Origin of the sequence: Streptomyces himastatinicus ATCC 53653, from assembly GCF_000158915.1 — a bacterium.
GTDB classification, from domain to species: domain Bacteria; phylum Actinomycetota; class Actinomycetes; order Streptomycetales; family Streptomycetaceae; genus Streptomyces; species Streptomyces himastatinicus.
This window is the reverse complement of sequence record NZ_GG657754.1, coordinates 10,414,431-10,439,318: the sequence shown is the minus strand read 5'-3', so window position 1 is coordinate 10,439,318 and position 24,888 is coordinate 10,414,431. Positions and strand designations below refer to the sequence as shown.

Genomic DNA, 24,888 nt, shown 5'->3' with positions numbered 1-24,888 from the left:
GGGGCTCCCGCGCTCTCCGTTGATCAACCTGTTCGTTGATCGAATTTGTTCGGAGATTAAGGGTTCTGATGACTTCCGACAGCCCCTGAGGCAGGTGCGAAAGTTTCGAAAACCGTGGAGCCCCCGGGAACATGCCCCCTGGGATGCGACGCGGACGGACGGCTCAGACGAACGTCTGGCGCTGGAGCCAGAGGTCCCTGGCGATCCCGTTGCCCTGGAGGAACACGTACAGCAGGTTCTCCTCGTTGGCGATGGGGACGCTGATCCCGGCGGAGCCGATGACGCCACCGAGGGACTGGAAGCCGGTGTAGGTGTTGCCGTTCTCCGTGGTCTGGACGGCGACCCACAGCGCGTTGTCCGTCGCCTTGATGAACACGTTGACCCGGCCGTCCTGGCCCAGGCCGCAGGTGGGCCGCCACACGATCTGGGCACCCAGGCTCACGGGGGCGTTGAACGAGTTGTAGTCGTCGGTCTGCCCGACGCGCCGGACGGAGCCGTCGACGCCCCGGAAGAAGATCTGTACTCTGCCCGCCGCGTCCAGACACACCGACGGGCGGCTCGTCACGTTGGGGGCGTCCAGCGAGAAGGGCTCCCAGGTGGCGGAGTTCGTGCCCGTTTGCTGGATGGTGTAGAGAGTCTCGCCGCTGCCCTTGACCGCCACCACGATCCGCCCTCCCCCGTCGAGGATGGGCGAGGGCGTGGCGAAGATGGCGCCGGTCAGCGATGTCGCGGCGGTGTACGTCTCGTACTGAAGATCCAGGTTGCGCAGGTACCACAGGGCGTCGTCCGTGCCGGGGAAGAACACATAGATTCGGCCGTCGGCGCCGAGCGTCGCGGCCGGATCGTCCCCGATACCGGTGGCCAGGATCTGGGGCGATCCGTAACCGGAGTTGATGGAGGTCTGGGTGATGACCTCCAGGTTGTTGCCCGGGGTGCGGTAGAAGACCCGCACCTTTCCGTCCTTCCCGCGGATCGGGGCGGGGATGCCGTCGACGGACACGCCGGGGTACTGCTGCCAGGGCCCCCACCCCCCGTCGCGGGTCTCGAGTCTGCTCCAGAGGACGTTCGACCCGCCGCGGATGAAGACTTGGATCCGGTCGTCGGCCTGGGCCACCGGTGCGGGCTCGGAGTGGATGCCGCCTTGCAAGTTGATCCAGGTGCCCCACACGGTTCCGGGCGTGGTGGAAACGGACATGGGTCCTCCCTCACCTCGTGGCTGCCACGAGTCTGTGCGGATGTCCCGTCAATTCCCGCGCTAATCACAACGAATACCTGAAGAAGGCTGAATGAAAGTATATGACTGATAAATATAAATGAGTGCGGTATATGGGTTTGGATGCGATCTCTGATTGGTCTTCATTGGCCTTGATTGACGTCGATTGACCTTCTCCGAGGGGGAAGCTCCAGCATCGTGGTGGCCGGGCGAGGCGCCCGGCACGAGGAGGGCGAGCATGGGACTGCTGACGATCGGCGCGTTCGCGAAGGCATCGAGGCTGTCCCCCAAGGCGCTGCGCCTGTACGACGAACTCGGGCTGCTGCCGCCCGCCCGCGTCGACCCGTACTCCGGCTACCGCCTCTACGACCCGGCGCAGCTGGAGCGGGCCCGGCTGGTGGCCTGGCTGCGCCGGCTGGGGATGCCGCTGGCCCGGATCCGTACCGTGTGCGAGCTGGACCCGGGCGCGGCGGCGCGGGAGGTCCGGGCGTACTGGGCGCAGGTCGAGGCCGATACGGCGGCCCGGCGCGACCTGGCCGCCTTCCTCGTCGACCAGCTGTCACAGCTGTCTCAACTGCCACAGCTGTCCGGAAAGGACAACGCCATGTCTTCTGCCCACGCCACTCTGGGAGTTCGCTACGCCATGCTCTCCGACCGGGGCTCGGTCCGGACAAGCAACGAGGACTCCGGGTACGCCGGGCCCCGTCTGCTCGCCGTCGCCGACGGCTTCGGCGGCAGCCGCCATGCGAGCGAGGCGGCGATCGAGGCGCTCAAGCCGCTGGAGGCCGAGGTCCCGGGAGCCGAGCTGCTGAGCGCCCTGGAGGACGCGGCGCACCGGGCGCACGCCTCGGTGTGCGAGCTGGCCGCGTCCGACCCCGCGCTGCGCGGAGTCGGGACGACGCTGACCGCGCTGGTGTGGTCGGGGTCCCGGCTGGGCCTGGTGCACATCGGCGATTCGCGGGCGTATCTGCTGCGCGACGGCGAACTGTTCCAGATCACCCACGACCACACCGTGGTGCGGTCGCTGCTCGACGAGGGGCGGATCACCGCGGCGGAGGCCGTGTCCCACCCCCAAAGGGCGTTGCTGCTGCGGGCCGTGGGCGGCGGTGCGGCGTTCGAGCCCGATCTGGCGCTGCGGGACGCCCTGGTGGGTGACCGGTATCTGCTGTGCTCGGACGGGCTCAGCGGTGTGGTGGCCGCGGAGGAGATCCGGCGCGTACTGGGCTCGGTGGCCGATCCCGGGGAGGCGGCGCGCGAACTCATCGCCCTCGCCAACCGCGCGGGCGGGCCCGACAACGTCACGTGCGGCGTGGCCCATGTGGTGGACGGGGCGGAGCTGCCCGCCGCCTGACGTCCCGTCGCCTCCTCGCACGAACCACGGTCGCCCCTCCTGACTCCGGCGCCGAAGTGCAGTGGAATGGCCCACATGGCGCGCGCGGCTCGCCAGTCCGTGGAAGGCATGGCCGCCACGGAACGTACGGGGTAAGGGGTAGGCAGATGTCCGTAGGACCGATCCGGCTCTCGCAGGATGCGCACACCGCTCTCCGGCCGCCCGTCATGGCCCGGATCACCGGAGGGTTCTGGGCCGCGAAGCGGCGCGTCAACGCCGAGGTCAGCGTTCCACAGGGGCCGGGGAGACTGGAGGAGGCGGGCAATCTCGCCAATCTGCGGGCTGCCGCGGGGACGGCGGAGGAGGGGTTCACCGGGGACTTCCCGTTCCAGGACTCCGATGTGCACAAGTGGCTGGAGGCCGCGTCCTGGCAGCTCGCCGAGGAGCACGGCGGCCCGGCCGCCGAGAAGCTGGCCGGGCACGTGGCGCGGCTGGCGGCCCTGGTGTCGGACGCTCAGGACGCGGACGGCTATGTGCAGACGTACTACCAGGCCCGGCCAGGCGCCCGGCGGTGGTCGGAGCTGCACTGGGGGCACGAGCTGTACTGCGCGGGCCATCTCCTCCAAGCGGCCGTCGCGCACCGGCGGGCCACCGGTGAGGACGGACTGCTCGATGTGGCGGTGCGGTTCGCCGATCACATCGACGCGGTCTTCGGCCCGGACAAGGCCGTGGACGCGGTGTGCGGGCATCCGGAGATCGAGACGGCGCTGGTCGAGCTGTACCGGGAGACCGGCGAGCGGCGCTATCTCGATCTGGCCGGGTATTTCGTGGACCGGCGCGGACAGGGCACCCTGGGCGACAGCGGCGGGACCGGCCCGCGCCCCGGGGCGCCGTACTGGCAGGACCACATCCCGGTGCGGGACGCGAGGGCGGTCGCCGGGCATGCGGTGCGCCAGCTGTATCTGCTGGCCGGGGCCGCGGACCTGGCGGCCGAGACCGGCGACCGGGAGCTGCGGGACGCGCTGGTGCGGCTGTGGGAGGACATGGTCGCCACCAAGACCTATCTGACGGGCGGCGTGGGCTCCCGGCACGATCTGGAGTCCTTCGGCGACGCCTACGAACTCCCGCCGGACCGGGCGTACGCGGAGACCTGCGCGGCCATCGCCTCCATCCAGTTCAGCTGGCGGATGGCGTTGCTCACGGGGGACGCCCGCTACAGCGACCTGATCGAACGGATCCTGTTCAACGGCTTCGCGTCCGGCGTCTCGCTGGACGGCGAGCGCTGGCTGTACGTGAATCCGCTCCAGGTCCGCGACGGCCGTACGGAGGGCCGTACGGAGTCCCACGGCGACCAGGAGGCGCGGCGGACGCCCTGGTTCCGCTGCGCCTGCTGCCCGCCCAACGTGATGCGGCTGCTGGCGTCGCTGCCGCACTACATGGCGAGCGGTGACGCCGGCGGCCTTCAGCTGCACCAGTACGCGTCGGGGGTGTACGCGGCGGGCGGCGGAACGGTGCGGGTGGGCACCGGCTACCCGTGGGAAGGCCGGATCGCGGTGGTCGTGGACGAGGCTCCCGCGGAGGCGGACTGGACGCTGTCGCTGCGCATCCCCCACTGGGCCGACCGGTACGAGGCGACCGTCGGCGGCGAGGCGGCGACGGAGCGCGCGGAGCGGGGCTGGCTACGGTTGCGGCGCCGCTGGCGGCCGGGCGAGACCGTGGTCCTGACCCTGCCGCTGGCGCCCCGGCTGACCCGCCCCGATCCACGGGTGGACGCGGTGCGCGGCTGCGCCGCGATCGAGCACGGACCGCTGGTGTACTGCCTGGAGCAGCCGGATCAGCCCGCCGGGCTGCGGCTGGACGGCATCACGCTCGACACCGGCACCGAGCTGGTCGCCGAGCACCGGCCGCGGCTGCTGGGCGGAGTGACCGTGATCATGGCCCGGGCGCTGCGCCGGGCGGCCCCGGACGGCGGCTGGTGGCCGTACCCGGGCGCCGGGGGCGACATCGGCGGCGTGGGCGACCCGGTGCGCGTCACCGCGATCCCCTATTACGCCTGGGCGAACCGGGAGGCCGGACCGATGCGGGTCTGGATCCCCTCGTAAGCCTCCCTTCGTCAGCCTTGTGAGCCTTGTGAGCCTTGTGAACCCGCCGGAACTCGGTGGGCGTCCCGCACGTTTTTCGCTCCAGGAACACGCTTTCGTGCCCGAGTGGCACACGGCGGACGGGAGGTGCCCCTTGAGCACCGGATCCACAGCCCCCGGGGACGACGCGGACGACTGGGACGACGTCGTTCTCGACGAGGACTTCGTCCGGGGTGCCGAGGTCACCGAGCCCGCCGCGCGCACGCGCATGCTGACCGCGCGCTGGCGGCGGCGCGGTGCGCCCGAGCCCGAGCCCTGGCGGGCGGACGAACCGCCGGCCGGCTGGTTCTGGAGCAAGCGCCGCAGGCGGCGACGGCGGCGGCGCTAGCGGAGCCTCCCGTATCGCGGGCCGCGCGGCCGTTATGCGCTCGCAACGCACACGGCGGGGTCAAGGCGGCACGGAGAGTGGCAGGATGCGGGCCGACGTACTGATCACGTGTCCCGTGGGGTCGTTCACCGACCACGTCCCGGAGGTGCCGTGTCCGCTCGCTCCGCGCTGCCCGCCATAGCCACTGCCGCCGCTGCCGTCCTGCTCATCGGCTGTACCAGCACCGAACCGTCGGCCTCCGGCGGCCCGGACATCAGCCTGGTGAAGTCCGGCAAGCTGACCACCTGCACCCATCTGCCCTATCCGCCCTTCCAGTCCCGGCAGGGCAAGAAGATCGTCGGCTTCGACGTGGATCTGGTCGATCTCGTCGCCTCGGAGCTGAAGGTGAAGCAGGAGATCGTGGACACGCCCTTCGAGGGCATCCAGTCCGGTGAGGACCTCAACACCAGCACCTGCGATGTCGCCGCGGCCGGGATGACGATCACTGCCGTCCGCGAGAAGAACCTGGACTTCTCCCGCCCCTACTTCGAAGCCACCCAGGCGCTGCTCACCCGGAAGGGCAAGCCGTACCGGACCCTCGCCGACCTCAAGGGCAAGCGGCTGGCGGTCCAGCAGGGGACCACCGGGGAGACCTACGCACAGAAGCGGGCCGTGGGCGCCACGCTGGTCCAGTTCGAGGACCTCGGGCTGCTGGTGTCCGCGGTCAAGACCGGACAGGTCGCGGCGGGCATCAACGACAACGGGGTGCTGTACGACTTCGTCAAGGACAACCCGGACACGGAGGTGACGGCCGAGTTCAGCACCGGGGAGAAGTACGGCATCGCCGTACGCACCGGCAACGACGCCCTGCGCAAGAAGATCAACCAGGTGCTGGCCGACGCGAAGAAGGACGGCCGCTACGACACGATCTACCGGAAGTGGTTCGGCACCGCGCCCAGTAGCTGAGGAGTCCGCACCGTTATGGCAATGACCCGTCGGCAGCGGGCGCGGGCGGTACGGACGGTGCAGTACGCCGTGCTCGCCGTCGTGCTGCTCGTCATCGTCCTGGCCGCGGACTGGGGTGAACTGCGCCGCGCGTTCTTCGACGCGGGCGTGGCCCGGTCCCTGTTACCCGACATCCTCACCACCGCCCTGCTCAACACCGTCGTCTACACCCTGCTCGGCTTCGGGTTCGGGCTCGTGGCCGGGCTCGTGCTGGCGCTGATGCGGCTCTCGCAGGTGCCGCCGTACCGCTGGCTGTCGGTGGCGTACATCGAGTTCTTCCGCGGCGTTCCGGCGCTGCTGGTGTTCATCGCGCTCGGCTTCGGGGTGCCGCTCGCCTTCCAGGTGGCGCTGGACCGCTATGTCACGGTCATGCTGGCGCTCGGTCTGGTCGGGGCCGCGTACATGGCGGAGACGATCCGCGCGGGCATCCGGGCCGTGCCCAAGGGGCAGATGGAGGCGGCGCGTTCGCTCGGTATGTCCCATGGCCGGGCGATGGTCTCGATCATCATTCCGCAGGCGTTCCGGATCGTGCTGCCGCCGCTGACCAACGAACTGATCCTGCTGACCAAGGACTCGTCCCTGGTCTATCTGCTCGGGCTCTCCCTGGACCAGTACGAACTGTCCAAGTTCGGCCGGGAGGCGCTCAATCAGCACCGCAGCCTCACTCCGATCCTGGTCGCCGGGCTGTGCTACCTGCTGATCACCGTTCCGCTGGGCCAGCTGGTCCGGTGGCTGGAGTCCCGTACGGCGAAGGCGAGGTGAACGGACCGTGATCCGGATCCGGGGGCTGCACAAGTCCTTCGACGGGCTGGAGGTGCTGAAGGGCATCGACCTCGCGGTGGAGCGGGGGGAGGTGGTCTGCGTCATCGGGCCGTCCGGCTCCGGCAAGTCGACCCTGCTGCGCTGTGTGAACCTGCTGGAGGAGCCGACGTCGGGCTCGGTGACCGTGGGCGGGGCCGAGGTCACCGACCCGGATGTGGACATCGACCGGGTGCGGCGGCGGATCGGCATGGTGTTCCAGGCGTTCAACCTCTTCCCGCATCTGACGGCGCTGGAGAACCTGACCATCGCGCAGCGGCGGGTGCTGCGCCGCGACAGGGCCGAGGCGGTACGGATCGGGCGGGACACCCTGCGCCGGGTGGGCCTGACGGACAAGGAGACCGCTTATCCGGCGCAGCTGTCGGGCGGACAGCAGCAGCGGGTGGCGATCGCGCGGGCGCTGGCGATGGATCCGGAGCTGATGCTGTTCGACGAGCCGACCTCGGCCCTCGACCCCGAGCTGGTCGGGGATGTGCTCGCCGTCATGCGCGCGCTGGCAGACGAGGGGATGACGATGCTGGTCGTCACGCATGAGATGAGCTTCGCGCGGGAGGTCGCCGACCGGGTGGTGTTCATGGACGACGGGGTGATCGTGGAGGAGGGCGGCCCGGAGCAGGTGGTGGCCGCGCCACGGCATCCGCGCACCCGGGCGTTCCTCACCCGGGTGCTGGACCCGGCAGCGGCCCGGGTGGGGGAGGTCCCGGACAAGGGGCCGCATGACGCCCGTACCGGCGGCTGAGCGCACCGCGGTGTGTCGGTGCGTTTTGTCAGTCCGTGCGTATCCGGGGAGGGGCGGCAACTTTCCGGGGCTCGGGGGCCACTGGGGGGGTGCGGGCGGCGTCCCCGTACGGCCACTCCCCGGCGGTGCGCCGCCCGCTCCCGTTCCCCACACGGAAGCGAGCCGGGGATGCCCAAACGAAGACTTCGCGGATTACGCGCCCTCCTGACCGCCACCGCGGCCGGGGCGCTGTCCCTCATCGGATTCACCGCACCCGCCGACGCCGCCGGGACGGGCGCGTCGGACACCTGGAACCCGCCGAGCAACCTCGTCCAGCCGCTGAACGAGGTCTGGAGGCACGTCGAGTCCACCTATCCCGACCTGTACGGTTTCAAGAACTACGGCTGGGATCAGGTGATGGCCAACAAGGGCAGCCTGAACTACTGCGTCCGCTGGGAATCCGACCAGCCGGTCACGGCGCAGATGCGCGACCAGATCCATACGGCGCTCAAGCGCCAGTCGAAGAAGTGGATCGACCAGGTCGCGGGATTCGAGAAATTCCCGTACAACGATGTCCCGGTCAAGATCGTCGGCTGGGCGGTCAAGAACCGCTCCACGCTCCAGTGGAGCGACAACTCGGTCGACATCTACACCGGACTGGACGGCGGCGGCGCTCCGCAGTGCGCCCCGGACTGCGGCCGCTTCTTCCACCAGGACGGCAACTATTCCAAGTGCCCCGGTGGCGCGGCGCGCCACTACGACCAGTCGCTGTGGCTGACCAAGGGCTTCGGCGGCGGCGCCGGGGGCGACTGGGGGCAGCGCATCGGCAGTGAGTACATGCTGGGCGCGGTGAACCAGGACAACATCCACATCCTGCTGCACGAGATCGGGCACACCTACGGTCTGGACGACTTCTACGACTGGTCCCCGACCGGGGTGGGCGGCTTCCTCATGAAGGCGGGATCGGCCGACCGCATCACCGAATTCGACAAGTGGATGTACCGGGACTTCTGGCGCCATCTGAAGAGCCGCTACGGCCTGTGACCGTCACGGACCGAAGGGGGCCGCCTCAACTCCCGGGTCTTCCCGTCCGAGTTGGGGCGGCCTTACTGTAGTAACCGGTTTCTGCCCGGTCGGTGTCGCGCTTGGGCGGGTTCGGGAAGGGGTATCTCGATGGCGCGTTCCCCGGGATCGACGGGTCCTACGCTGGCGGTCATCGCCCGCGAGGCAGGGGTTTCGGTGCCGACCGCTTCGAAGGTGGTCAACGGCCGCGAGGACGTGGCGCCCGACACCCGCCGCCGGGTCAGCGAGGTCCTGGACCGTCTGGGGTACGTCCGCAAACCGCGCCCGGAGACGCCCCGGCCGCCCGCCCTGGTCGATCTGGTGGTGCAGTCCCTGGACGGCGCGTGGTCGGGCGCGGTGCTGCACGGCGTGGAGGCGGCGGCGCATGACGCGGGGCTCGAGGTGGTGGTGTCGGCGGGGCTGCCGCGCCTCCGCGACGGGCGGCCCGAGCGGGGCTGGCTGGACAAGCTGTGCGCCCGGGGCAGTTCCGGGGTGTTGTTCCATCTCGCGGAGCTGACGCCCACGCAGTACGCCTGGCTCGATGAGCACCGGGTCCCGTTCGTGCTGATCGATCCCGGGCCGGTGCCGCCGCCGGGTGTGCCGTCCGTGGGCGCCGCCGACTGGCAGGGCGGGGTGAGCGCGACCGAGCATCTGCTCGGGCTCGGGCACCGGCGGATCGCGGTGATCGGCGGGTACCGGCAGAAGGTGTGCAGCGGGGCGCGGGTGGCCGGGTTCCGCTCGGCGATGGCCGCGGCCGGGCTGCGGGTGCCGCCCGCGTACGTACGCTACGGGGACTTCCGGGAGGCCGGGGCGTACCAGCGGATGACGGAGCTGCTGACGCTGCCCGAGCCGCCGACGGCGGTGTTCGTGTGCTCCGACCCGATGGCGCTCGGCGCGTACCGGGCGCTGCGGGAGCGGGGGTTGCGGGTGCCGGAGGACGTCAGCGTGGTGGGCTTCGACGATCTGCCGCAGGCCCGCTGGACCACCCCCGCGCTCACCACGGTCCGTCAGCCGCTGTCCGAGATGGCGGCGACGGCGCTGCGGACCCTGCTGCGGCTGAGGGCGGGTGAGGTTCCGGAGGGGATGCGGACCGAGCTGTCCACCCGGCTGATCGTCCGCTCCAGCACCGCTCCCCCGGCCCGTACTTCCTCTTGACCGAGAAGTCGAACGCTGATCGGATATCCGAACGATCCATGACGTCCGCACCTCACTCCTACCACGTTGTCCCTGGCCATCGCCGTACCGATTTCCGGAGGTCTTCGCCCCGTGTTCGTCGATCTGCCCCTGGACCAGCTGCGCACGTACCGGCCCCCGCTGCCCGAGCCGGACGGCTTCGACGCGTTCTGGGAGCGCACCCTCGCCGAGGCCCGCACCGCGGACCTGAACGCGGTCTTCACCGAGACCGACACGGGCCTGGCCCGGCTGCACACCTACGACGTCGAGTTCTCCGGGTTCGGCGGCCACCGGATACGCGGCTGGCTGCTGGCGCCGCGTGAGGCCGCGGGCCCGCTGCCGTGCGTGGTGCAGTACATCGGCTACACCGGCGGCCGGGGCCTGCCGCACAACTGGCTGCTGTGGCCGTCGGTGGGCTACGCGGTCTTCGTCATGGACACCCGCGGCCAGGGCTGGGCCCAGCAGACCCCCGGCGCCACCCCCGATCCGGCCGGCGGCACCGGTCCCGAGGCACCGGGCAAGATGACCCAGGGGATCCTCTCCCCGGACGACTACTACTACCGGCGGCTGTACACCGACGCCGTGCGCGCCGTGGAGGCCGCCCGCGCCCATCCGCTGGTCGACCCGGGCCGGATCGTCGTCAGCGGCGGCAGCCAGGGCGGCGGCATGGCGCTGGCGGCGGCCGGTCTGGTGCCGGATCTGACCGCGGCGCTGGTGGACGTGCCGTTCATGACGCACATCCGGCGGGCCGTCGAGATCACCGACGCCGAGCCCTACGGCGAACTGGTCCGCTTCTGCGCCGGTCAGCGCGATCTCGCAGAGCAGGTCTTCGCGACCCTCGACCACTTCGACGGCCTCAACTTCGCGGCCCGGGCCACCGCGCCCGCGCTCTTCTCGACCGCCCTGCGCGACGCGACCACCCCGACCTCGTGCGGCTTCGCCGCGTACCACCACTACGCGGGCGAGAAGGAGCTGAAGGTGTGGTCCTTCAACGGCCACGAGGGCGGGGGCACCCACCAGCAGGGCGAGCAGATCGCCTACCTGCGGAAGCTGCTGGGCTGAACCGGAAGCCTTTCCGGTGAACCCGGCGCGGTGAGCGGCGTTCGGCGGCCGCTCACCGCGGGGAAGACAGGGGCTACCCGTACCGAAGGAGTCGCCCATGCCCGCACAGCCCCTGGACGGGATCACCGTCGTCGCCCTCGAACAGGCCGTCGCCGCCCCGTACGCCACGCGCCAGCTCGCCGATCTCGGCGCGCGGGTCATCAAGGTGGAGCGGCCGGGGCGGGGCGACTTCGCCCGGGAGTACGACCGTGAGGTCAAGGGCATGTCGGCGTACTTCGTCTGGGTCAACCGCGGCAAGGAGAGCGTCGTCCTCGATGTGAAGGACGCCGCGGACCGGGCCCTGCTCGACGCGCTCCTGGCCCGCGCCGATGTGTTCGTGCACAACCTGGCGCCCGGCGCGGTGGACCGGCTCGGGCTCTCGGCGGAGGTGCTGCGGGCCGGGCATCCGCGCCTGATCAACTGCGCGATCACCGGCTACGGGGACCACGGGCCGTACCGGGACAAGAAGGCGTACGACCTGCTCGTCCAGTGCGAGGCGGGGCTGCTGTCGATCACCGGGAGCCCCGAGGAGCCCGCCCGCCCCGGCATCTCGATCGCCGACATCGCGGGCGGGATGTACGCGTACACCGGCATCCTCACCGCGCTGTACGAGCGGGAGCGCACCGGTGCGGGGACGGATCTGAGCGTCAGCCTCCTCGACGCGCTGGGCGAGTGGATGGGCCATCCGTACTTCGCGCAGGCGTACGGCGGGGGCGGGGTGGTGCGCAGCGGGGCCCGCCATCCCTCGATCTCCCCGTACGGTGCCTATCGCTGCGGCGACGGCGCCCAGGTGTTCCTGAGCGTGCAGAACGACCGCGAGTGGATCACCCTGTGCGAACGCGTCGTGGGCCGCCCGGATCTGATCCGCGATCCGCGCTTCGCCGACAATCCGCTGCGCCGCACCCACGACGAGGAGCTGACGGCCGAGCTGGAGCGGTCCTTCGCGGACCATACGGCCGACGGTCTGGTGGCCCTGCTGGACGGGGCGGGCATCGCCAATGCCCGGCTGCGGGATGTCGCGGGGCTGGCCGACCATCCGCAGCTGGCCGCCCGGGAGCGCTGGGGCGAGTTCGGCTCGCCCGTCGGGCCGCTGCGCGGCCTGCTGCCGCCGGTCGAGGTGGCGGGGCGTCAGGCGGCGCTGCGGCCGGTGCCCGCGCTGGGCGAGCACACGGATGCGGTGCGCGCCGAGTTCTCCTGACGCCCCACGAGCGCGGCCGGGGCTTACGCGGCGGGGACGACGGGCGACAGCTTGGCGTCGCGCCGTACCAGGGCGGCGTAGCGGCCGTCCAGGGCGAGCAGTTCCTCATGGGTGCCCTGCTCGGCGATCCGGCCGCCGTCGAGGACGACGATCCGGTCGGCGTCGCGCACCGTGGAGAGCCGGTGGGCGATGGTGAGGGTGGTGCGGCCGGCCGTGAGGCCGTCGATGGCCTTCTGCACGGCCTGCTCGGTGCGGGTGTCGAGGGCGCTGGTGGCCTCGTCGAGGATGAGGACGGGCGGGTCGCGCAGAATCGTCCTGGCCAGGGCCAGCCGCTGCTTCTCACCGCCGGAGAAGCGGTACCCCCGCTCCCCCACCAGAGTGTCGTAGCCCTCGGGGAGGGCGGCGATGTGGTCATGGATCTGGGCGGCCTCGGCCGCCGCGACGATCTCCGCGTCGGTCGCGTCGGGCTTGGCGAAGCGCAGGTTGTCGGCGATCGAGGCGTGGAAGAGATAGGTCTCCTGGGAGACGACGCCGACCGCGCGGGCGAGGCTGTCGAAGTCCAGGTCCCGCACGTCGACCCCGTCGATCAGCACCCGGCCGCCGGTCACGTCGTACAGCCGGGGCACCAGATAGCTGAGGGTCGTCTTACCGGAGCCGGTCGACCCGACGACGGCCAGGCTGCCGCCCGCCGGGATGGTCAGGTCGATGCCGCGCAGGGTCCCCTTCGGGGAGGCCGGGTCCTTGGCGTCGTAGTCGAAGTCGACGCCGTCGAAGCGGACTTCGCCGCGCACCGTCTCCAGCCGCACCGGCCGGGCGGGCTCGGTGATGTCGATCGGCAGGTCGAGGTACTCGAAGATGCGGGCGAAGAGGGCGAGGGAGGTCTGCATGTCCACCCCGGTGGACAGCAGGCTGACGGTGGGCCGGAACAGCCCCTGCTGCAACGAGACGAAGGCGACCAGGGTGCCGATGGAGACGGCCGGGCCCCCGGCCTGGAGGGCGATTCCGGCGGCCCAGTAGATGACGGCGGGCATGGCGGCCATCACGACGCCGATGGTGGACATCCGCCAGCGGCCCGCCATGCTGGCCCGCACCTCGAGGCCGACCAGGCGCTCGGACTCCCGGGTGAAGTCCTGGGTGAGCGAGTCGGAGCGGCCCATGGTGCGACCGAGCAGGATGCCGCTCACCGACAGGGACTCGGTGACCATCGCGGACATCGCCGCCATCTGCTTCTGGCGCTGCGAGGTGATCTTCTTGCGCTCGTTGCCGACCCGGCGGCTGATCCAGACGAACAGCGGCAGCAGGAGCAGCGAGACGACGGTCAGCCGCCAGTCGAGCGCGAGCATGGCGACGACCGTGGCCACGACGCTGGTGAGGTTGGAGACCAGCGAGGTCGCGGTGGAGGTGACGGTGGCCTGCATGCCGCCGATGTCATTGGCGATCCGGGACTGCACCTCGCCGGTGCGGGTGCGGGTGAAGAACGCGAGCGGCATCCGCTGGAGCCGGTCGTAGACGGCGGCGCGCAGGTCGTGCATGACGCGCTGGCCGACGGTGGTGGATATGAGGGTCTGGAGGACGCCGAAGACGCTGTTGACGACGGCGGCCGCGATCATGCCGAGGGCGAGCAGGGTCAGCAGACCGGTGCGCCGCCCGGGGATGGCGTCGTCGAGGATCTCGCGGAGCAGGAACGGCGAGGCGACCGAGACCAGGGCGGAGGCGGCGACCAGCAGGCCGACCAGGGCGAGGCGGCCGCGGTAGGGGCGGAAGAGCCGGAGGATGCGCCGCACTTGTGCGGGCCGCTCCGGATCGGGGGTGGCTGGGGTCCACGGCGGTGTGTCGTGACGCATGGGCTCCTTCTGATGGCAGACGGCACGGACTTTCCGAGCATAGCTCACTGTTACCTATACTCACAATGAACGGGGTCCGATAGACTGCGATCATGTCCACCCCCGAGACATCCGGCCGCCTCGCGGAGCAGCTGCTGCGCCTGACCCGCCGACTTCAGCGCGCCCAGAAGCGCCACATGGAGCCGCTGGGCATCACCCCGGCCCAGGCCCGGCTGCTGCGCACCGTGGCCCACCACGACGGGCTGCCGCGGATGGCGGACCTCGCAGAGCGCTTGGAGGTGGTGCCGCGCGCGGTGACCTCGCTGGTGGACGCACTGGAGGCGCACGGCTCGGTACGCCGTGCGCCGGATCCGTCCAACCGCCGGGTGGTGCGGATCGAGCTGACCGACACCGGCCGGTCGACGCTGCGCGCCCTGCGCGACGCGCGCCGAGCAGCCGCCGAGGACGTCCTGGCACCGCTGAACGATCAGCAGCGCGACGCCCTGGGCGATCTGCTCGACGACCTCTCCGGGTCCCCCGGCAACCGCTGCTGAACCGGGGGCGGAGCTTGCGAGCGGTCAGCCGCGCGGGGCCGGAGCGGTGACGGACTCGGCCGGAACCACGGGGTCCGGCGCCGGGGCCACGACCTCCTCACCGGCGAGGACCCGCTTGGCCCGTTCGATGTCCAGCGCACCTTCCCACCGCGCGACGGCGAAGACCGCCACACAGTTGCCGAGCAGGTTGGTGGCCACCCGCATCGAGTCCATGATCCGGTCCACCCCGAGCAGCAGCGCGACGGCGGCGGCAGGGATCACCCCGAGGGCCGAGGCCGTCGCCGACAGGGCGAGGAAGGCCGATCCGGGCACGCCCGCCATGCCCTTGCTGGTGAGCATCAGCACGAGGACGACGGTGATCTGCTGGCCGAGGCTCAGGTCCACGCCGACCGCCTGGGCGATGAACAGCGTGCCGATGGACAGGTAGATCGACGCGCCGTCCAGGTTGAAGGAGTAGCCGGTGGGCAGCACCAGCCCGACCGCGTCCTCGCGGCACCCGGCCGCGCGCAGCTTCTGCATCATGCGCGGCAGCACGCTCTCGCTGGAGGCGGTGCCGAGCGCGAGCAGCATCTCCTCGCGGGTGTACCTGACGAACTTCCACAGGCTCAGCCCGGTGACCAGCTTGAGGGCCACGGCGAGCAGGACGAGGAAGAGCAGCGCGACGCCGTAGCACAGGGCGATCAGCTTGCCGTACGTCGACAGGGCGCCCAGTCCGTACTCCCCGACCAGATGGGCCATGGCGCCGAAGACCGCGAGCGGCGCGAGCCTCATGAGGAAGCCGACGACGGCGAAGACGACCTGCTGCGCCTGGTCGATGCCCGAGAGGATCGCGGGCACCTTGGTCTTGCCGAGGTGCAGCACGGCCGCACCCACCAGGCAGGCCAGCACCAGGACTTGGAGCAGCGAGTTCTCGGCGAAGGCGCCGACCGCGCTGTCCGGCAGCGCGTCCAGCACGAACTGGGACGCCGACGGCAGATGGCCGCCCGCGGTCTGGTCGTCCACGGCCGAGCCGTCCAGGGAAGCGGGATTGACGTGCATACCGGTGCCGGGCCCGACGAGGTTGGCGGCGAGCAGACCGATGATCAGCGCCGCCGTGGTGGCCACCTCGAACCAGATCAGCGCCTTCAGCCCGATCCGCCCGAACGCCTTCAGATCCCCGGCCTTCGCGATGCCCGCGACGACCACGCAGAAGACGAGCGGCGCGATGACCGCCTTGATCAGGCGCACGAAGCCGTCGCCGAGCGGCTGGACGGCCGTGCCGACGTCCGGCCATAGCTTCCCGACCGCGATGCCGAGGACGAGCGCGCAGGCGACCTGCGTGAACAGCGAGGTGCGCAGCATTCGGCCTGCGCGCCGGACGACGGACGGTGAGGGGTGCGGCACGAGAAACTCCTCGGCAGAACTTCTGAGATGCGGAAAACTAATTCCGCGCCACTATTGCCGAGCGCACGTTTCCGCCGATGAGTTCCGTGTAACAGCCGCGAAAACCCTGGTGTCGTTGTGTTACGTCTGTGCCTCGCCGGGTTCAGGCGGCGCCCCACTGGGGTCAGGCGGCCAGATGCGCCTTGTCCCCCATCACCACCGCCGGGTGCCGCTCGGGGTCGAGGTTCCGCAGCAGATACTCCATACCGGACTTGGGCAGGCTCACACAGGCCGACGTGCCACTGCCGTGGTCCATGTGCAGCCAGATGCTCCCGCCCTTGCGCTGCCCCTCGGGCCGGGACGGGTCGAGGGGCGAGGTGCCCTTGACGCGGTTGTAGTCGATGGCGATGACGTAGTTGAAGTCCGTCCAGTGCGACTTGGGCCAGTAGTGGGGAGCGGCGAAGGCGGCCGTTTCGGTGTACGGCAACCGGGCGCCCGGGTCCGGGAGCACTCCGCCCGCGTCGCTGAGCGTGTAGACACCGACAGGACTGCGCTTGTCGCCCTCGTGATGACGCGTCGTCCAGCCGCGCTTGCCGTTGTGACCGGCCCAACTACGGGTGCGCTTCCAGTCCTTGCCTTCCTTGGTGTACAGCACCACGGTCGCGTCGGCGGAGTTCACTCCTTTGCCGTAGACCGCGACAACCTGCCGTGAATTTCCGGGGATTTTGGACTGGAGGGCGTTCCCCACCTCCGGGATGCGCGTGGGGTCCGACGCCGGGGCCTTGCTGCCCATCGCCTGCTTCCCCTGGCCACCGCCCTTGTCGCCACCGCCGTCCCCGCCGCCGCCGCAGGCGGTGAGCAGGGCGAGGGCAGCGGCGGCCGCGACCGCCGTACGCATGGACATCGTCCCGGAAATTCGCATGTGCCCCATCGTCCCACTCCGGCGCGGGCCCGGCGCGCACGGGATTGGCGCGTTCCGTCCCACTGCGGAAAAACCAGTTGAAATTCGCACCCGTGAAGAGCCAACCTTTCACGTCTCTTTGCCTTCGCGGCCGCCGCCACTCACCCAGGAACGTCATGCGCATTCGCGATCTTCCGTACTCCGACCCCGGTCTACCCGACGTACGGTCAGGTACCCGGTTCCTCGTCTGGCTGGGCCGGAACCAGTTGGGCGGGCAGATCAAGGCCGCCCTGTGGGGGCTGCTGCACATGGGCGCCCTGGTGTGCTTCCCGCTCGCGATCGGCACCGGCGTACAGGCGGTCGTCGACCGCTCCGGTGCGCGGCTCGCCCTGGCCGGGGCGCTGATGGTGGGGCTCACCGTGCTCATCGCGCTCGGCGACGCCATGCTGCACCGGGCGGCGGTCACCAACTGGATCACGGCGGCTGCCCGGGTGCAGCAGCTGCTGGCGCGTAAGACGGTCGAGCTGGGTTCGGCGCTGACCCGGCGGGTGGCGGCGGGCGAGGTCGTCGCCGTGTCCACGGGCGACGTCGAGAAGATCGGCTGGTTCGTGGAGGCGCTGTCCCGCTTCACCGCGGCCGCGATCACGATCGTCGGGGTGTGCGTGGGGCTGGTGATCTACCAGCCCGCGCTCGGCGCGGTGGTGGCGCTCGGCGTACCCGCGCTGGCGCTGGCGGTGCTGCCCCTGCTGCCGCGGGCCGCGCGCCGGGCCGATGAGCAGCGGGAGAAGGCGGGCCGGGCGACCGAGCTGGCGTCGGACACCGTGGCCGGGCTGCGCGTGCTGCGCGGTATCGGCGGCGAGGACCTGTTCCTGAGCCGCTACCGGCGGGCCTCCCAGGAGGTGCGGACCGCGGCGGTGCGCAGCGCGCGGATGTGGTCGCTGATCGCGGCGGTGCAGGTCGCGCTGCCGGGGATGCTGCTGATCGGGGTCGTCTGGTACGGGGCGGTGCTGGCAGGAAACGGGCGGATCACGGTGGGCGAACTGGTCACCGTGTACAGCGCGGTCACGTTTCTGCTGTTTCCTCTGCGCCACTTCGAGGAGATCGCGATGGCCTACTCCTTCTCCCGGCCTTCGGCGCGGCGCGCGGCCCGGGTGCTGGCGCTGCGGCGCCCCTCGGCCGCGCTCGAGGACGCGCGGGCGGCCGGGTCCGACGCCGGGCTCGACGCTGGGATCGACGCGAAGCCGCCGACCGGTGATCTCTACGACCCGGCCACCGGGATGCTCGCACCGAGCGGGCAGCTGACCGCGGTGGTGTGCGGCGATCCGGACGCGGCGGGGCGGATGGCGGACCGGCTCGGCGGTCATCCCACCGAGGACGACGCGGAATCCGGGGACGGCGGCGGGGCGCCCTCGGCGCTGCTGGGCGGGGTCGCGCTGGACGATGTGCCGCTGGCCACCGCGCGCGCCGCGGTACTCGTCCAGGACAAGGACCCGGTGCTGCTGTCGGGCACGCTCACCGAGCTGCTGGACGTGCCGCGGTCGGGCGCGGTGCCGCCGAAGGAGGCGCTGGACGCGGCGCAGTGCGGTGACGTGCTGGAGGCGCTGGAGCAGGCCTCGGTGGCCGACTCCGGCGACGGCGACCCGATGGGTGCCCGGATCACCGAACGCGGCCGCTCGCTGTCGGGCGGCCAGCGGCAACGGCTGGCGCTGGCCCGCTCGCTGGTGACCGACCCGGAGGTGCTGGTGCTGGACGAACCGACGTCCGCCGTGGACTCGCACACCGAGGCACGCATCGGGGAGGGGCTGAAGCGGCTCAGGGCGGACCGGACCACGGTCGTGTTCACCTCCAGCCCGCTGCTGCTGGACCAGGCCGACCGGGTGGTGTTCGTGCACGACGGCGTGGCGGCGGGGGTGGGAAGCCACCGCGAGCTGCTGGGCACCGACCCCGCGTATCGCGCGGTGGTCACCCGGGAGCCCGACGGCGTCCGGGAGCGGGACAACGGCCGCGACAGGCTCACGGAACTGGAACGCATCGAGGAACAGATCGAGGAGTCGGCATGATCGGCGTGGCGCCACCCGTCTACGACCCGGCCGCACCGGAGTCGGCGACGACACTGCCGGTCGGCACGGCCGCCACCGTGCGGGACTATGTGCGCGAGCTGCTGCGGCGGCACCGGAAGGCCTTCAGCGTGCTGATGGCGGTGAACGCCACCGCCGTGCTCGCCTCGATGGTCGGCCCCCAGCTGCTGGGCGGGGTGGTCGAGGATCTGTCGCAGGGCAAGGACGATCTCCATATCGAGCGCACCGTCGCGCTGTTCGCGGTGGCGCTCGTGGTGCAGACCGTATTCGTGCGGATGGTCCGGCTGCGCGGTGCCGTGCTGGGCGAACAGATGCTGGCCGATCTGCGCGAGGACTTCCTCGTACGGTCGGTGGGCCTGCCGCCGGGCGTGCTGGAGCGGGCCGGGACCGGTGATCTGCTGTCCCGGATCACCACCGACATCGACCGGCTGGCGAACGCGATGCGCGAGGCGGTCCCCCAGCTCTCCATCGGCGTGGTCTGGACGGGCCTGCTGCTGGGAGCGCTGACCGTGACGGCCCCGCCGCTGGGTCTCGCGGTGCTGGTGGCGCTGCCGGTGCTGGTGATCGGCTGCCGCTGGTACTTCAAACGGGCGCCCAGCGCCTATCGCTCGGAAGCGGCCGGGTACGCGGCGGTGTCCGCCTCCCTGACCGAGAGCGTGGACGCCGGCCGGACCATCGAGGCCCACCGGCTCGGCGACCGGCGGATCGCCCAGTCCGAGCTGCGGATCAAAGAATGGACCGCATGGGAGCGCTATACGTTGTGGCTCCGCTCGGTGCTCTTCCCCGTGATCAATGTGAGCTACACGCTGATCACCGGCTCGGTGCTGATGATCGGCGGCGTCTGTGTGATGCAAGGCTGGATGTCGGTCGGCGAGCTGACGACGGGGGCGCTGCTGTCGCAGATGCTGGTCGAGCCGATCGGGCTGATCCTGCGCTGGTACGACGAACTCCAGGTCGCACAGGTGTCGCTGGCCCGGCTGGTGGGGGTGCGGGAGATCGAGCCGGGCCCGGCCGATGCCGGGGTGACGCCCGTCGGCCGTGAGGTGCGGGCGGACGAGGTGCGGTTCGGCTACCGGGAGGGCAGCGATGTGCTGCACGAGGTGTCCATGACGGTGCCGCCGGGGACGCGGCTGGCGCTGGTGGGCCCGTCCGGCGCGGGCAAGTCCACGCTGGGCCGGCTGCTGGCCGGGATCTACGGCCCGCGGACCGGCCGGGTGACCCTGGGCGACGCGGAGCTGGCGCGGATGCCCGCCGAGCAGGTGCGCACCCATGTCGCCCTGGTCAACCAGGAGCACCATGTGTTCGTGGGCTCGCTGCGCGACAATCTGCTGCTGGCCCGGACCTCCGCGCAGGATGCCGAGCTGTGGGCCGCGCTCGCCGCGGTGGACGCGGACGGCTGGGCACGGGCGCTGAAGGAGGGCCTGGACACCGAGGTCGGCTCGGGCGGCCTGGCGCTGACCCCGGCGCAGGCGCAGCAGATCGCGCTGGCCCGGCTGGTGCTCGCCGATCCGCACACCCTGGTGCTGGACGAGGCCACCTCGCTGCTGGACCCGCGGGCGGCCCGCCATCTGGAACGGTCGCTGGCCCAGGTGCTGAACGGCCGGACGGTGGTCGCCATCGCGCACCGGCTGCACACCGCTCATGACGCGGATGTGATCGCGGTGGTCGAGGCGGGCCGGATCAGCGAGCTGGGCAGCCACGACGAGCTGGTGGCGGCCGACGGCGCGTACGCGGCACTGTGGCGCTCCTGGCACCAGTGACACCCCGGGGCACCTGCGCCCCGGCGGTCCCCGGCACCGGCATCGCCCGGACCGGGACCGCCGTGGGGCGGGGGCTCAGATGAAGCCGAGGGCACCCAGCCCGCCGATTCCGCCGAGCACCATGAAGACGGGCATCAGCACCTTCAGCTCGACCCAGCTGCCGGCCCGGAAGCGCATGGCCTCCGGCGGACCGATCGGGTACCAGCGCTTGCGGCCGATCGGTATGGGCCACAGGATCGGGCAGCCGGAGACGGTGAGCGCGTCGCCGATGTCGTGCACGAGGGCACCGAGGATGATCGGCAGCCCCAGCCAGAGGTATTCCTGGCCCGGCGCGGTGAACAGCCAGTCCGAGCCGTTGCCCGGCTTGTTCAGGATGTCGGCGAGTATCCAGGCGCTGGTGGCGCCGAGCAGCCACACCAGGACGTCGCTGGAGACCCGAGCCGCCCGCCACAGCAGCCCCTCGACTGCCAGCACCATATGGACGAACAGGATGCCGAGCACCGCCCAGCGGCCGCCGACCAGGGCGAGGGCCGATGATCCCGCGCCGATGAGGACGGCCCAGACCCAGGTGTGGGTCAGGGTGCGGTGACCACCCGAGCGACGGGGGTCGCCCGGCTTCCTGGTCGACTTGTAGACCGCGTACGACAGCTTGTCGATCACTTCGCACAGGACCCGGGAGATCGGCCCGAAGGCGCGGGATATCGTCGCCGCCTTGTGGTCGAGGTCGGGGGCGAGCGCCGCTCCGGCGCAGATCAGCGCGCCGACGACGAGCACCGGCCAGGGCATCTCGTGGCCGGCCGCGGCGGCCGCCGCGCCTACTCCCAGCCAGGCTGCCGCTCCGGACAGCGAATGCGCCGGTCCCATCATGGTCGTACCCCGCCCCTGTTCTTGCCCGCTTCGGTGCGGGAGTTGGTTGCATCGGCTCACCACACCCTAGCCACGGACGATCTTCGTCCGCACAGCCGGTTCCCGCCCCGCCGGGGAAACCAGGCAGTATAGGTCCGTGACTCTTATCGATCAGCTGCCGAGCGAAGCCGACCCCGACACTCTCTTCGAGAGGTTCTCGACCTGGGTCGAGGAGCGGGGCATCTCGCTCTATCCCGCCCAGGAGGAGGCGCTGATCGAAGTGGTGTCCGGTGCGAACGTCATTCTGTCGACGCCCACCGGATCGGGAAAGAGCCTGGTGGCCGCGGGCGCCCACTTCGCCGCGCTGGCCCGGGACGAGGTCACCTTCTACACCGCGCCGATCAAGGCCCTGGTCTCGGAGAAGTTCTTCGAGCTGTGCAAGATGTTCGGCACCGAGAACGTCGGCATGCTCACCGGGGACGCGTCGGTCAACGCGGACGCGCCCGTCATCTGCTGTACGGCCGAGGTGCTCGCGTCCATCGCCCTGCGGGACGGCAAGGACGCCGATATCGGCCAGGTGGTGATGGACGAGTTCCACTTCTATGCGGAGCCCGACCGGGGCTGGGCGTGGCAGATCCCGCTGCTGGAGCTGCCGCAGGCGCAGTTCATCCTGATGTCGGCGACGCTCGGCGATGTGACGCGGTTCGAGGAGGACCTGAAGCGGCGTACCGGGCGGTCCACCGCGGTGGTGCGGTCGGCGACCCGGCCGGTGCCGCTGAGCTACGAATACCGCACGACGCCGCTCACCGAGACGCTCACCGAACTGCTGGAGACCCGGCAAGCCCCCGTCTACATCGTGCACTTCACCCAGGCCGCGGCGGTCGAACGGGCGCAGGCACTGATGAGCATCAACATGTGCACGCGGGCGGAGAAGGACGAGATCGCCTCTCTGATCGGCAATTTCCGCTTCACCACCAAGTTCGGCCGGAACCTGTCCCGTTATGTCCGGCACGGGATCGGGGTGCATCACGCGGGGATGCTGCCGAAGTACCGGCGGCTGGTGGAGAAGCTGGCCCAGGCCGGACTGCTGAAGGTCATCTGCGGCACGGACACGCTCGGCGTGGGCGTCAACGTACCGATCCGGACCGTGCTGTTCACCGCGCTGACGAAGTACGACGGCCAGCGGGTGCGGACGCTGCGGGCACGGGAGTTCCACCAGATCGCGGGCCGGGCCGGGCGCGCCGGGTTCGACACCGCCGGGTTCGTGGTGGCGCAGGCGCCCGAGCACGTCGTCGAGAACGAGAAGGCGCTCGCGAAGGCGGGCGACGACCCCAAGAAGCGCCGCAAGGTGGTCCGCAAGAAGGCCCCCGAGGGCTTCGTCAACTGGGGCCAGAACACCTTCGAAAAGCTCATCGCCTCCGACCCCGAGCCGCTCACCTCCCGGTTCCGGGTCACCCACACGATGCTGCTGTCGGTCATCGCGCGCCCCGGCAACGCGTTCCGCGCGATGCGCCTCCTCCTCGAGGACAACCATGAGCCGCGCAAGAACCAGCTGCGGCACATCCGCCGGGCGATCGCGATCTACCGCTCGCTGCTGGACGGCGGGATCGTCGAGCAGCTGGAGGCTCCCGACGCGGAGGGGCGGCACATCCGGCTGACGGTGGACCTCCAGCAGGACTTCGCGCTCAACCAGCCGCTGTCCACCTTCGCGCTCGCCGCCTTCGAGCTGCTGGACCCCGAATCGCCGTCCTATGCCCTGGACATGGTCTCGGTGGTGGAATCGACGCTGGACGACCCGCGGCAGATCCTGGCGGCCCAGCAGAACAAGGCGCGCGGTGAGGCGGTCGCCGCGATGAAGGCGGACGGGATCGAGTACGAGGAGCGCATGGAGCGGCTCCAGGACGTCTCCTACCCCAAGCCGCTGGAGGAGCTGCTCTTCCACGCCTACGGGCTCTACCGCAAGAGCCACCCCTGGGTCGGCGACCACCCGCTGTCGCCGAAGTCGGTGATCCGCGACATGTACGAGCGGGCCATGACCTTCACCGAGTTCACCGCGCTCTACGACCTCGCGCGGACCGAGGGCATCGTGCTGCGCTACCTGGCCAGCGCCTACAAGGCGCTGGACCACACCGTGCCGGACGACCTGAAGTCGGACGACTTCGAGGACATCATCGCCTGGCTCGGCGAGATGGTGCGACAGGTCGACTCCAGCCTCCTGGACGAGTGGGAACAGCTCGCCAACCCGGAGGAGGAGTCCGCGGAGGAGGCGCAGGAGCGTGCCGACCAGGTGCGGCCGGTCACCGCGAACGCCCGCGCCTTCCGGGTGCTGGTGCGCAACGCGATGTTCCGCCGGGTCGAGCTGGCCGCGCTCGACAAGGCGGCGGAGCTGGGCGAGATGGACGCCGAGTCCGGCTGGGACGAGGACGCCTGGGGAGACGCGCTGGACGCGTACTGGGACGAGTACGACGAGCTGGGCACCGGTCCGCAGGCGCGCGGTCCGAAGCTGCTCCAGATCGAGGAGCAGCCCGAGCACGGGCTGTGGCGGGTGCGGCAGACCTTCGACGACCCGAACGGCGACCACGACTGGGGCATCTCGGCCGAGGTCGACCTGACCGCCTCGGACGAGGAGGGCCGTGCCGTGGTCCGGGTCACCGACGTGGGCCAGCTGTAGGCCCCCGGCCGCCGACCGGCCCCCGAACCACCTCAGCGAAGGAGCGCCTCCGATGACCAATCCCGCCGAACGTCTGGTCGATCTGCTCGACCTGGAACGGATCGAGGTGGACATCTTCCGTGGACTCAGCCCCGACGAGTCGCTCCAGAGGGTGTTCGGCGGGCAGGTGGCGGGGCAGGCGCTGGTGGCCGCCGGGCGCACCACCGAAGGGGACCGCCCGGTGCACTCGCTGCACGCGTACTTCCTGCGCCCGGGGCGGCCGGGCGTGCCCATCGTGTACCAGGTGGAGCGGATCCGGGACGGACGCTCCTTTACCACCCGCCGGGTCGTCGCCGTCCAGCAGGGTCGGACGATCTTCAATCTGACGGCCTCCTTCCACCGTCCGGAGCCGGGCATCGAACAGCAGCTGCCGATGCCCGAGGTACCTGAGCCGGAGAGCCTTCCGAAGCTCTCCGACGAGATCCGCGAGCACTTGGGGGCCCTCCCCGAGTCGCTCGCCCGGATGGAGCGCCGCCAGCCCTTCGACATCCGGTACGTCGAGCGGCTGCGCTGGACCGATGAGGAACTGAGGGAAGCGGAACCGCGCAGCGCGGTGTGGATGCGCGCGGTCGGACCGCTCGGGGACGACCCGCTCGTCCACACCTGCGCGCTCACCTACGCGAGCGACATGATGCTGCTGGACGCGGTGCGGGTGCCCGTCGAGCCGCTATGGGGTCCACGGGGCTTCGACATGGCCTCGCTGGATCACGCCATGTGGTTCCACCGGTCCTTCCGTACCGATGAGTGGTTCCTCTACGACCAGGAGTCGCCCGTGGCGACCGGCGGC

General features: G+C 70.9%; 20 protein-coding genes. 15 read left to right on the top strand and 5 right to left on the bottom strand.

All coding sequences use genetic code 11. From position 1 onward, the window contains the following. Nucleotides 1-163: 163 nt before the first annotated feature. Nucleotides 164-1,195: a DUF8189 domain-containing protein gene (locus SSOG_RS43890; protein WP_009720780.1), complete on the bottom strand. Its 1,032-nt coding sequence runs from the start codon at nucleotides 1,193-1,195 to the stop codon at nucleotides 164-166. Between the two features lie 256 nt (nucleotides 1,196-1,451). Between SSOG_RS43890 and SSOG_RS43885 the strand changes: the two genes are divergently transcribed. The 10 genes from SSOG_RS43885 (at nucleotide 1,452) to SSOG_RS43840 (ending at nucleotide 12,067) form a co-directional block, all read left to right on the top strand. After that, on the top strand, nucleotides 1,452-2,564 hold the full coding sequence (locus SSOG_RS43885) for a MerR family transcriptional regulator (RefSeq protein ID WP_009720779.1): 1,113 nt from the start codon (nucleotides 1,452-1,454) through the stop codon (nucleotides 2,562-2,564). Between the two features lie 146 nt (nucleotides 2,565-2,710). Beyond that, complete coding sequence (locus SSOG_RS43880; RefSeq protein ID WP_009720778.1) at nucleotides 2,711-4,645, top strand: glycoside hydrolase family 127 protein; 1,935 nt, start codon at nucleotides 2,711-2,713, stop codon at nucleotides 4,643-4,645. Nucleotides 4,646-4,778: 133 nt separating this feature from the next. Continuing rightward, nucleotides 4,779-5,012: an SGM_3592 family protein gene (locus SSOG_RS43875; protein WP_039940196.1), complete on the top strand. Its 234-nt coding sequence runs from the start codon at nucleotides 4,779-4,781 to the stop codon at nucleotides 5,010-5,012. Nucleotides 5,013-5,162: 150 nt separating this feature from the next. After that, nucleotides 5,163-5,957 (top strand): ABC transporter substrate-binding protein, encoded by a 795-nt coding sequence (locus tag SSOG_RS43870; protein ID WP_009720776.1) that lies wholly within the window; start codon nucleotides 5,163-5,165, stop codon nucleotides 5,955-5,957. A gap of 15 nt (nucleotides 5,958-5,972) precedes the next feature. After that, a complete protein-coding gene (locus tag SSOG_RS43865) occupies nucleotides 5,973-6,758 on the top strand; it encodes an amino acid ABC transporter permease (RefSeq protein ID WP_009720775.1) in 786 nt (261 codons plus the stop codon). A 7-nt stretch (nucleotides 6,759-6,765) separates the two neighbouring features. Further along, nucleotides 6,766-7,554 carry an amino acid ABC transporter ATP-binding protein gene (locus SSOG_RS43860; RefSeq protein ID WP_009720774.1) on the top strand — a complete coding sequence of 263 codons (789 nt, stop codon included), beginning with the start codon at nucleotides 6,766-6,768 and terminating at the stop codon, nucleotides 7,552-7,554. Nucleotides 7,555-7,722: 168 nt separating this feature from the next. After that, nucleotides 7,723-8,577 (top strand): hypothetical protein, encoded by an 855-nt coding sequence (locus SSOG_RS43855; RefSeq protein WP_039940195.1) that lies wholly within the window; start codon nucleotides 7,723-7,725, stop codon nucleotides 8,575-8,577. A gap of 129 nt (nucleotides 8,578-8,706) precedes the next feature. Further along, nucleotides 8,707-9,750 carry a LacI family DNA-binding transcriptional regulator gene (locus SSOG_RS43850; protein ID WP_009720772.1) on the top strand — a complete coding sequence of 348 codons (1,044 nt, stop codon included), beginning with the start codon at nucleotides 8,707-8,709 and terminating at the stop codon, nucleotides 9,748-9,750. Between the two features lie 111 nt (nucleotides 9,751-9,861). Further along, nucleotides 9,862-10,830 (top strand): acetylxylan esterase, encoded by a 969-nt coding sequence (locus SSOG_RS43845; protein WP_009720771.1) that lies wholly within the window; start codon nucleotides 9,862-9,864, stop codon nucleotides 10,828-10,830. Between the two features lie 97 nt (nucleotides 10,831-10,927). Further along, the gene (locus SSOG_RS43840; protein ID WP_009720770.1) at nucleotides 10,928-12,067 is read left to right on the top strand and encodes a CaiB/BaiF CoA transferase family protein; all 1,140 of its coding nucleotides are present in this window, start codon (nucleotides 10,928-10,930) and stop codon (nucleotides 12,065-12,067) included. A 23-nt stretch (nucleotides 12,068-12,090) separates the two neighbouring features. Here SSOG_RS43840 and SSOG_RS43835 read toward each other — a convergent pair whose 3' ends face one another. Next, nucleotides 12,091-13,911: an ABC transporter ATP-binding protein gene (locus SSOG_RS43835; RefSeq protein WP_039940194.1), complete on the bottom strand. Its 1,821-nt coding sequence runs from the start codon at nucleotides 13,909-13,911 to the stop codon at nucleotides 12,091-12,093. Nucleotides 13,912-14,003: 92 nt separating this feature from the next. Between SSOG_RS43835 and SSOG_RS43830 the strand changes: the two genes are divergently transcribed. Further along, entirely contained in the window at nucleotides 14,004-14,444 is a 441-nt protein-coding gene (locus SSOG_RS43830; RefSeq protein WP_009720768.1) for a MarR family winged helix-turn-helix transcriptional regulator, read from the top strand. Nucleotides 14,445-14,468: 24 nt separating this feature from the next. Here SSOG_RS43830 and SSOG_RS43825 read toward each other — a convergent pair whose 3' ends face one another. Continuing rightward, nucleotides 14,469-15,827 carry a C4-dicarboxylate transporter DctA gene (locus SSOG_RS43825; protein WP_009720767.1) on the bottom strand — a complete coding sequence of 453 codons (1,359 nt, stop codon included), beginning with the start codon at nucleotides 15,825-15,827 and terminating at the stop codon, nucleotides 14,469-14,471. Between the two features lie 163 nt (nucleotides 15,828-15,990). Then, the gene (locus SSOG_RS43820; protein WP_009720766.1) at nucleotides 15,991-16,737 is read right to left on the bottom strand and encodes a L,D-transpeptidase family protein; all 747 of its coding nucleotides are present in this window, start codon (nucleotides 16,735-16,737) and stop codon (nucleotides 15,991-15,993) included. 146 nt (nucleotides 16,738-16,883) lie between these two features. On the opposite strand from SSOG_RS43820, the gene SSOG_RS43815 reads away from it, so the two are divergent. Both SSOG_RS43815 and SSOG_RS43810 read left to right on the top strand, forming a co-directional pair. Then, nucleotides 16,884-18,767: an ABC transporter transmembrane domain-containing protein gene (locus SSOG_RS43815; protein WP_009720765.1), complete on the top strand. Its 1,884-nt coding sequence runs from the start codon at nucleotides 16,884-16,886 to the stop codon at nucleotides 18,765-18,767. Further along, nucleotides 18,764-20,545 (top strand): ABC transporter ATP-binding protein, encoded by a 1,782-nt coding sequence (locus SSOG_RS43810; protein ID WP_009720764.1) that lies wholly within the window; start codon nucleotides 18,764-18,766, stop codon nucleotides 20,543-20,545. Before SSOG_RS43815 ends, SSOG_RS43810 begins: the two co-directional genes overlap by 4 nt. A gap of 75 nt (nucleotides 20,546-20,620) precedes the next feature. Here SSOG_RS43810 and SSOG_RS43805 read toward each other — a convergent pair whose 3' ends face one another. Then, complete coding sequence (locus SSOG_RS43805; RefSeq protein WP_009720763.1) at nucleotides 20,621-21,412, bottom strand: metal-dependent hydrolase; 792 nt, start codon at nucleotides 21,410-21,412, stop codon at nucleotides 20,621-20,623. 136 nt (nucleotides 21,413-21,548) lie between these two features. On the opposite strand from SSOG_RS43805, the gene SSOG_RS43800 reads away from it, so the two are divergent. Next, the gene (locus tag SSOG_RS43800) at nucleotides 21,549-24,062 is read left to right on the top strand and encodes a DEAD/DEAH box helicase (RefSeq protein ID WP_009720762.1); all 2,514 of its coding nucleotides are present in this window, start codon (nucleotides 21,549-21,551) and stop codon (nucleotides 24,060-24,062) included. A 52-nt stretch (nucleotides 24,063-24,114) separates the two neighbouring features. Next, nucleotides 24,115-24,888: acyl-CoA thioesterase (locus SSOG_RS43795; RefSeq protein WP_039940190.1), on the top strand; the 774-nt coding region annotated here is incomplete at its 3' end.

Bases quoted from the DNA above. Each gene is read 5' to 3' on its own strand.
- SSOG_RS43890 (WP_009720780.1), bottom strand. From the start codon at position 1,195: ATGTCCGTTTCCACCACGCCCGGAACCGTGTGGGGCACCTGGATCAAC.
- SSOG_RS43885 (WP_009720779.1), top strand. From the start codon at position 1,452: ATGGGACTGCTGACGATCGGCGCGTTCGCGAAGGCATCGAGGCTGTCC.
- SSOG_RS43880 (WP_009720778.1), top strand. From the start codon at position 2,711: ATGTCCGTAGGACCGATCCGGCTCTCGCAGGATGCGCACACCGCTCTC.
- SSOG_RS43865 (WP_009720775.1), top strand. From the start codon at position 5,973: ATGGCAATGACCCGTCGGCAGCGGGCGCGGGCGGTACGGACGGTGCAG.
- SSOG_RS43855 (WP_039940195.1), top strand. From the start codon at position 7,723: ATGCCCAAACGAAGACTTCGCGGATTACGCGCCCTCCTGACCGCCACC.
- SSOG_RS43850 (WP_009720772.1), top strand. From the start codon at position 8,707: ATGGCGCGTTCCCCGGGATCGACGGGTCCTACGCTGGCGGTCATCGCC.
- SSOG_RS43840 (WP_009720770.1), top strand. From the start codon at position 10,928: ATGCCCGCACAGCCCCTGGACGGGATCACCGTCGTCGCCCTCGAACAG.
- SSOG_RS43835 (WP_039940194.1), bottom strand. From the start codon at position 13,911: ATGCGTCACGACACACCGCCGTGGACCCCAGCCACCCCCGATCCGGAG.
- SSOG_RS43830 (WP_009720768.1), top strand. From the start codon at position 14,004: ATGTCCACCCCCGAGACATCCGGCCGCCTCGCGGAGCAGCTGCTGCGC.
- SSOG_RS43820 (WP_009720766.1), bottom strand. From the start codon at position 16,737: ATGGGGCACATGCGAATTTCCGGGACGATGTCCATGCGTACGGCGGTC.
- SSOG_RS43815 (WP_009720765.1), top strand. From the start codon at position 16,884: ATGCGCATTCGCGATCTTCCGTACTCCGACCCCGGTCTACCCGACGTA.
- SSOG_RS43810 (WP_009720764.1), top strand. From the start codon at position 18,764: ATGATCGGCGTGGCGCCACCCGTCTACGACCCGGCCGCACCGGAGTCG.
- SSOG_RS43805 (WP_009720763.1), bottom strand. From the start codon at position 21,412: ATGATGGGACCGGCGCATTCGCTGTCCGGAGCGGCAGCCTGGCTGGGA.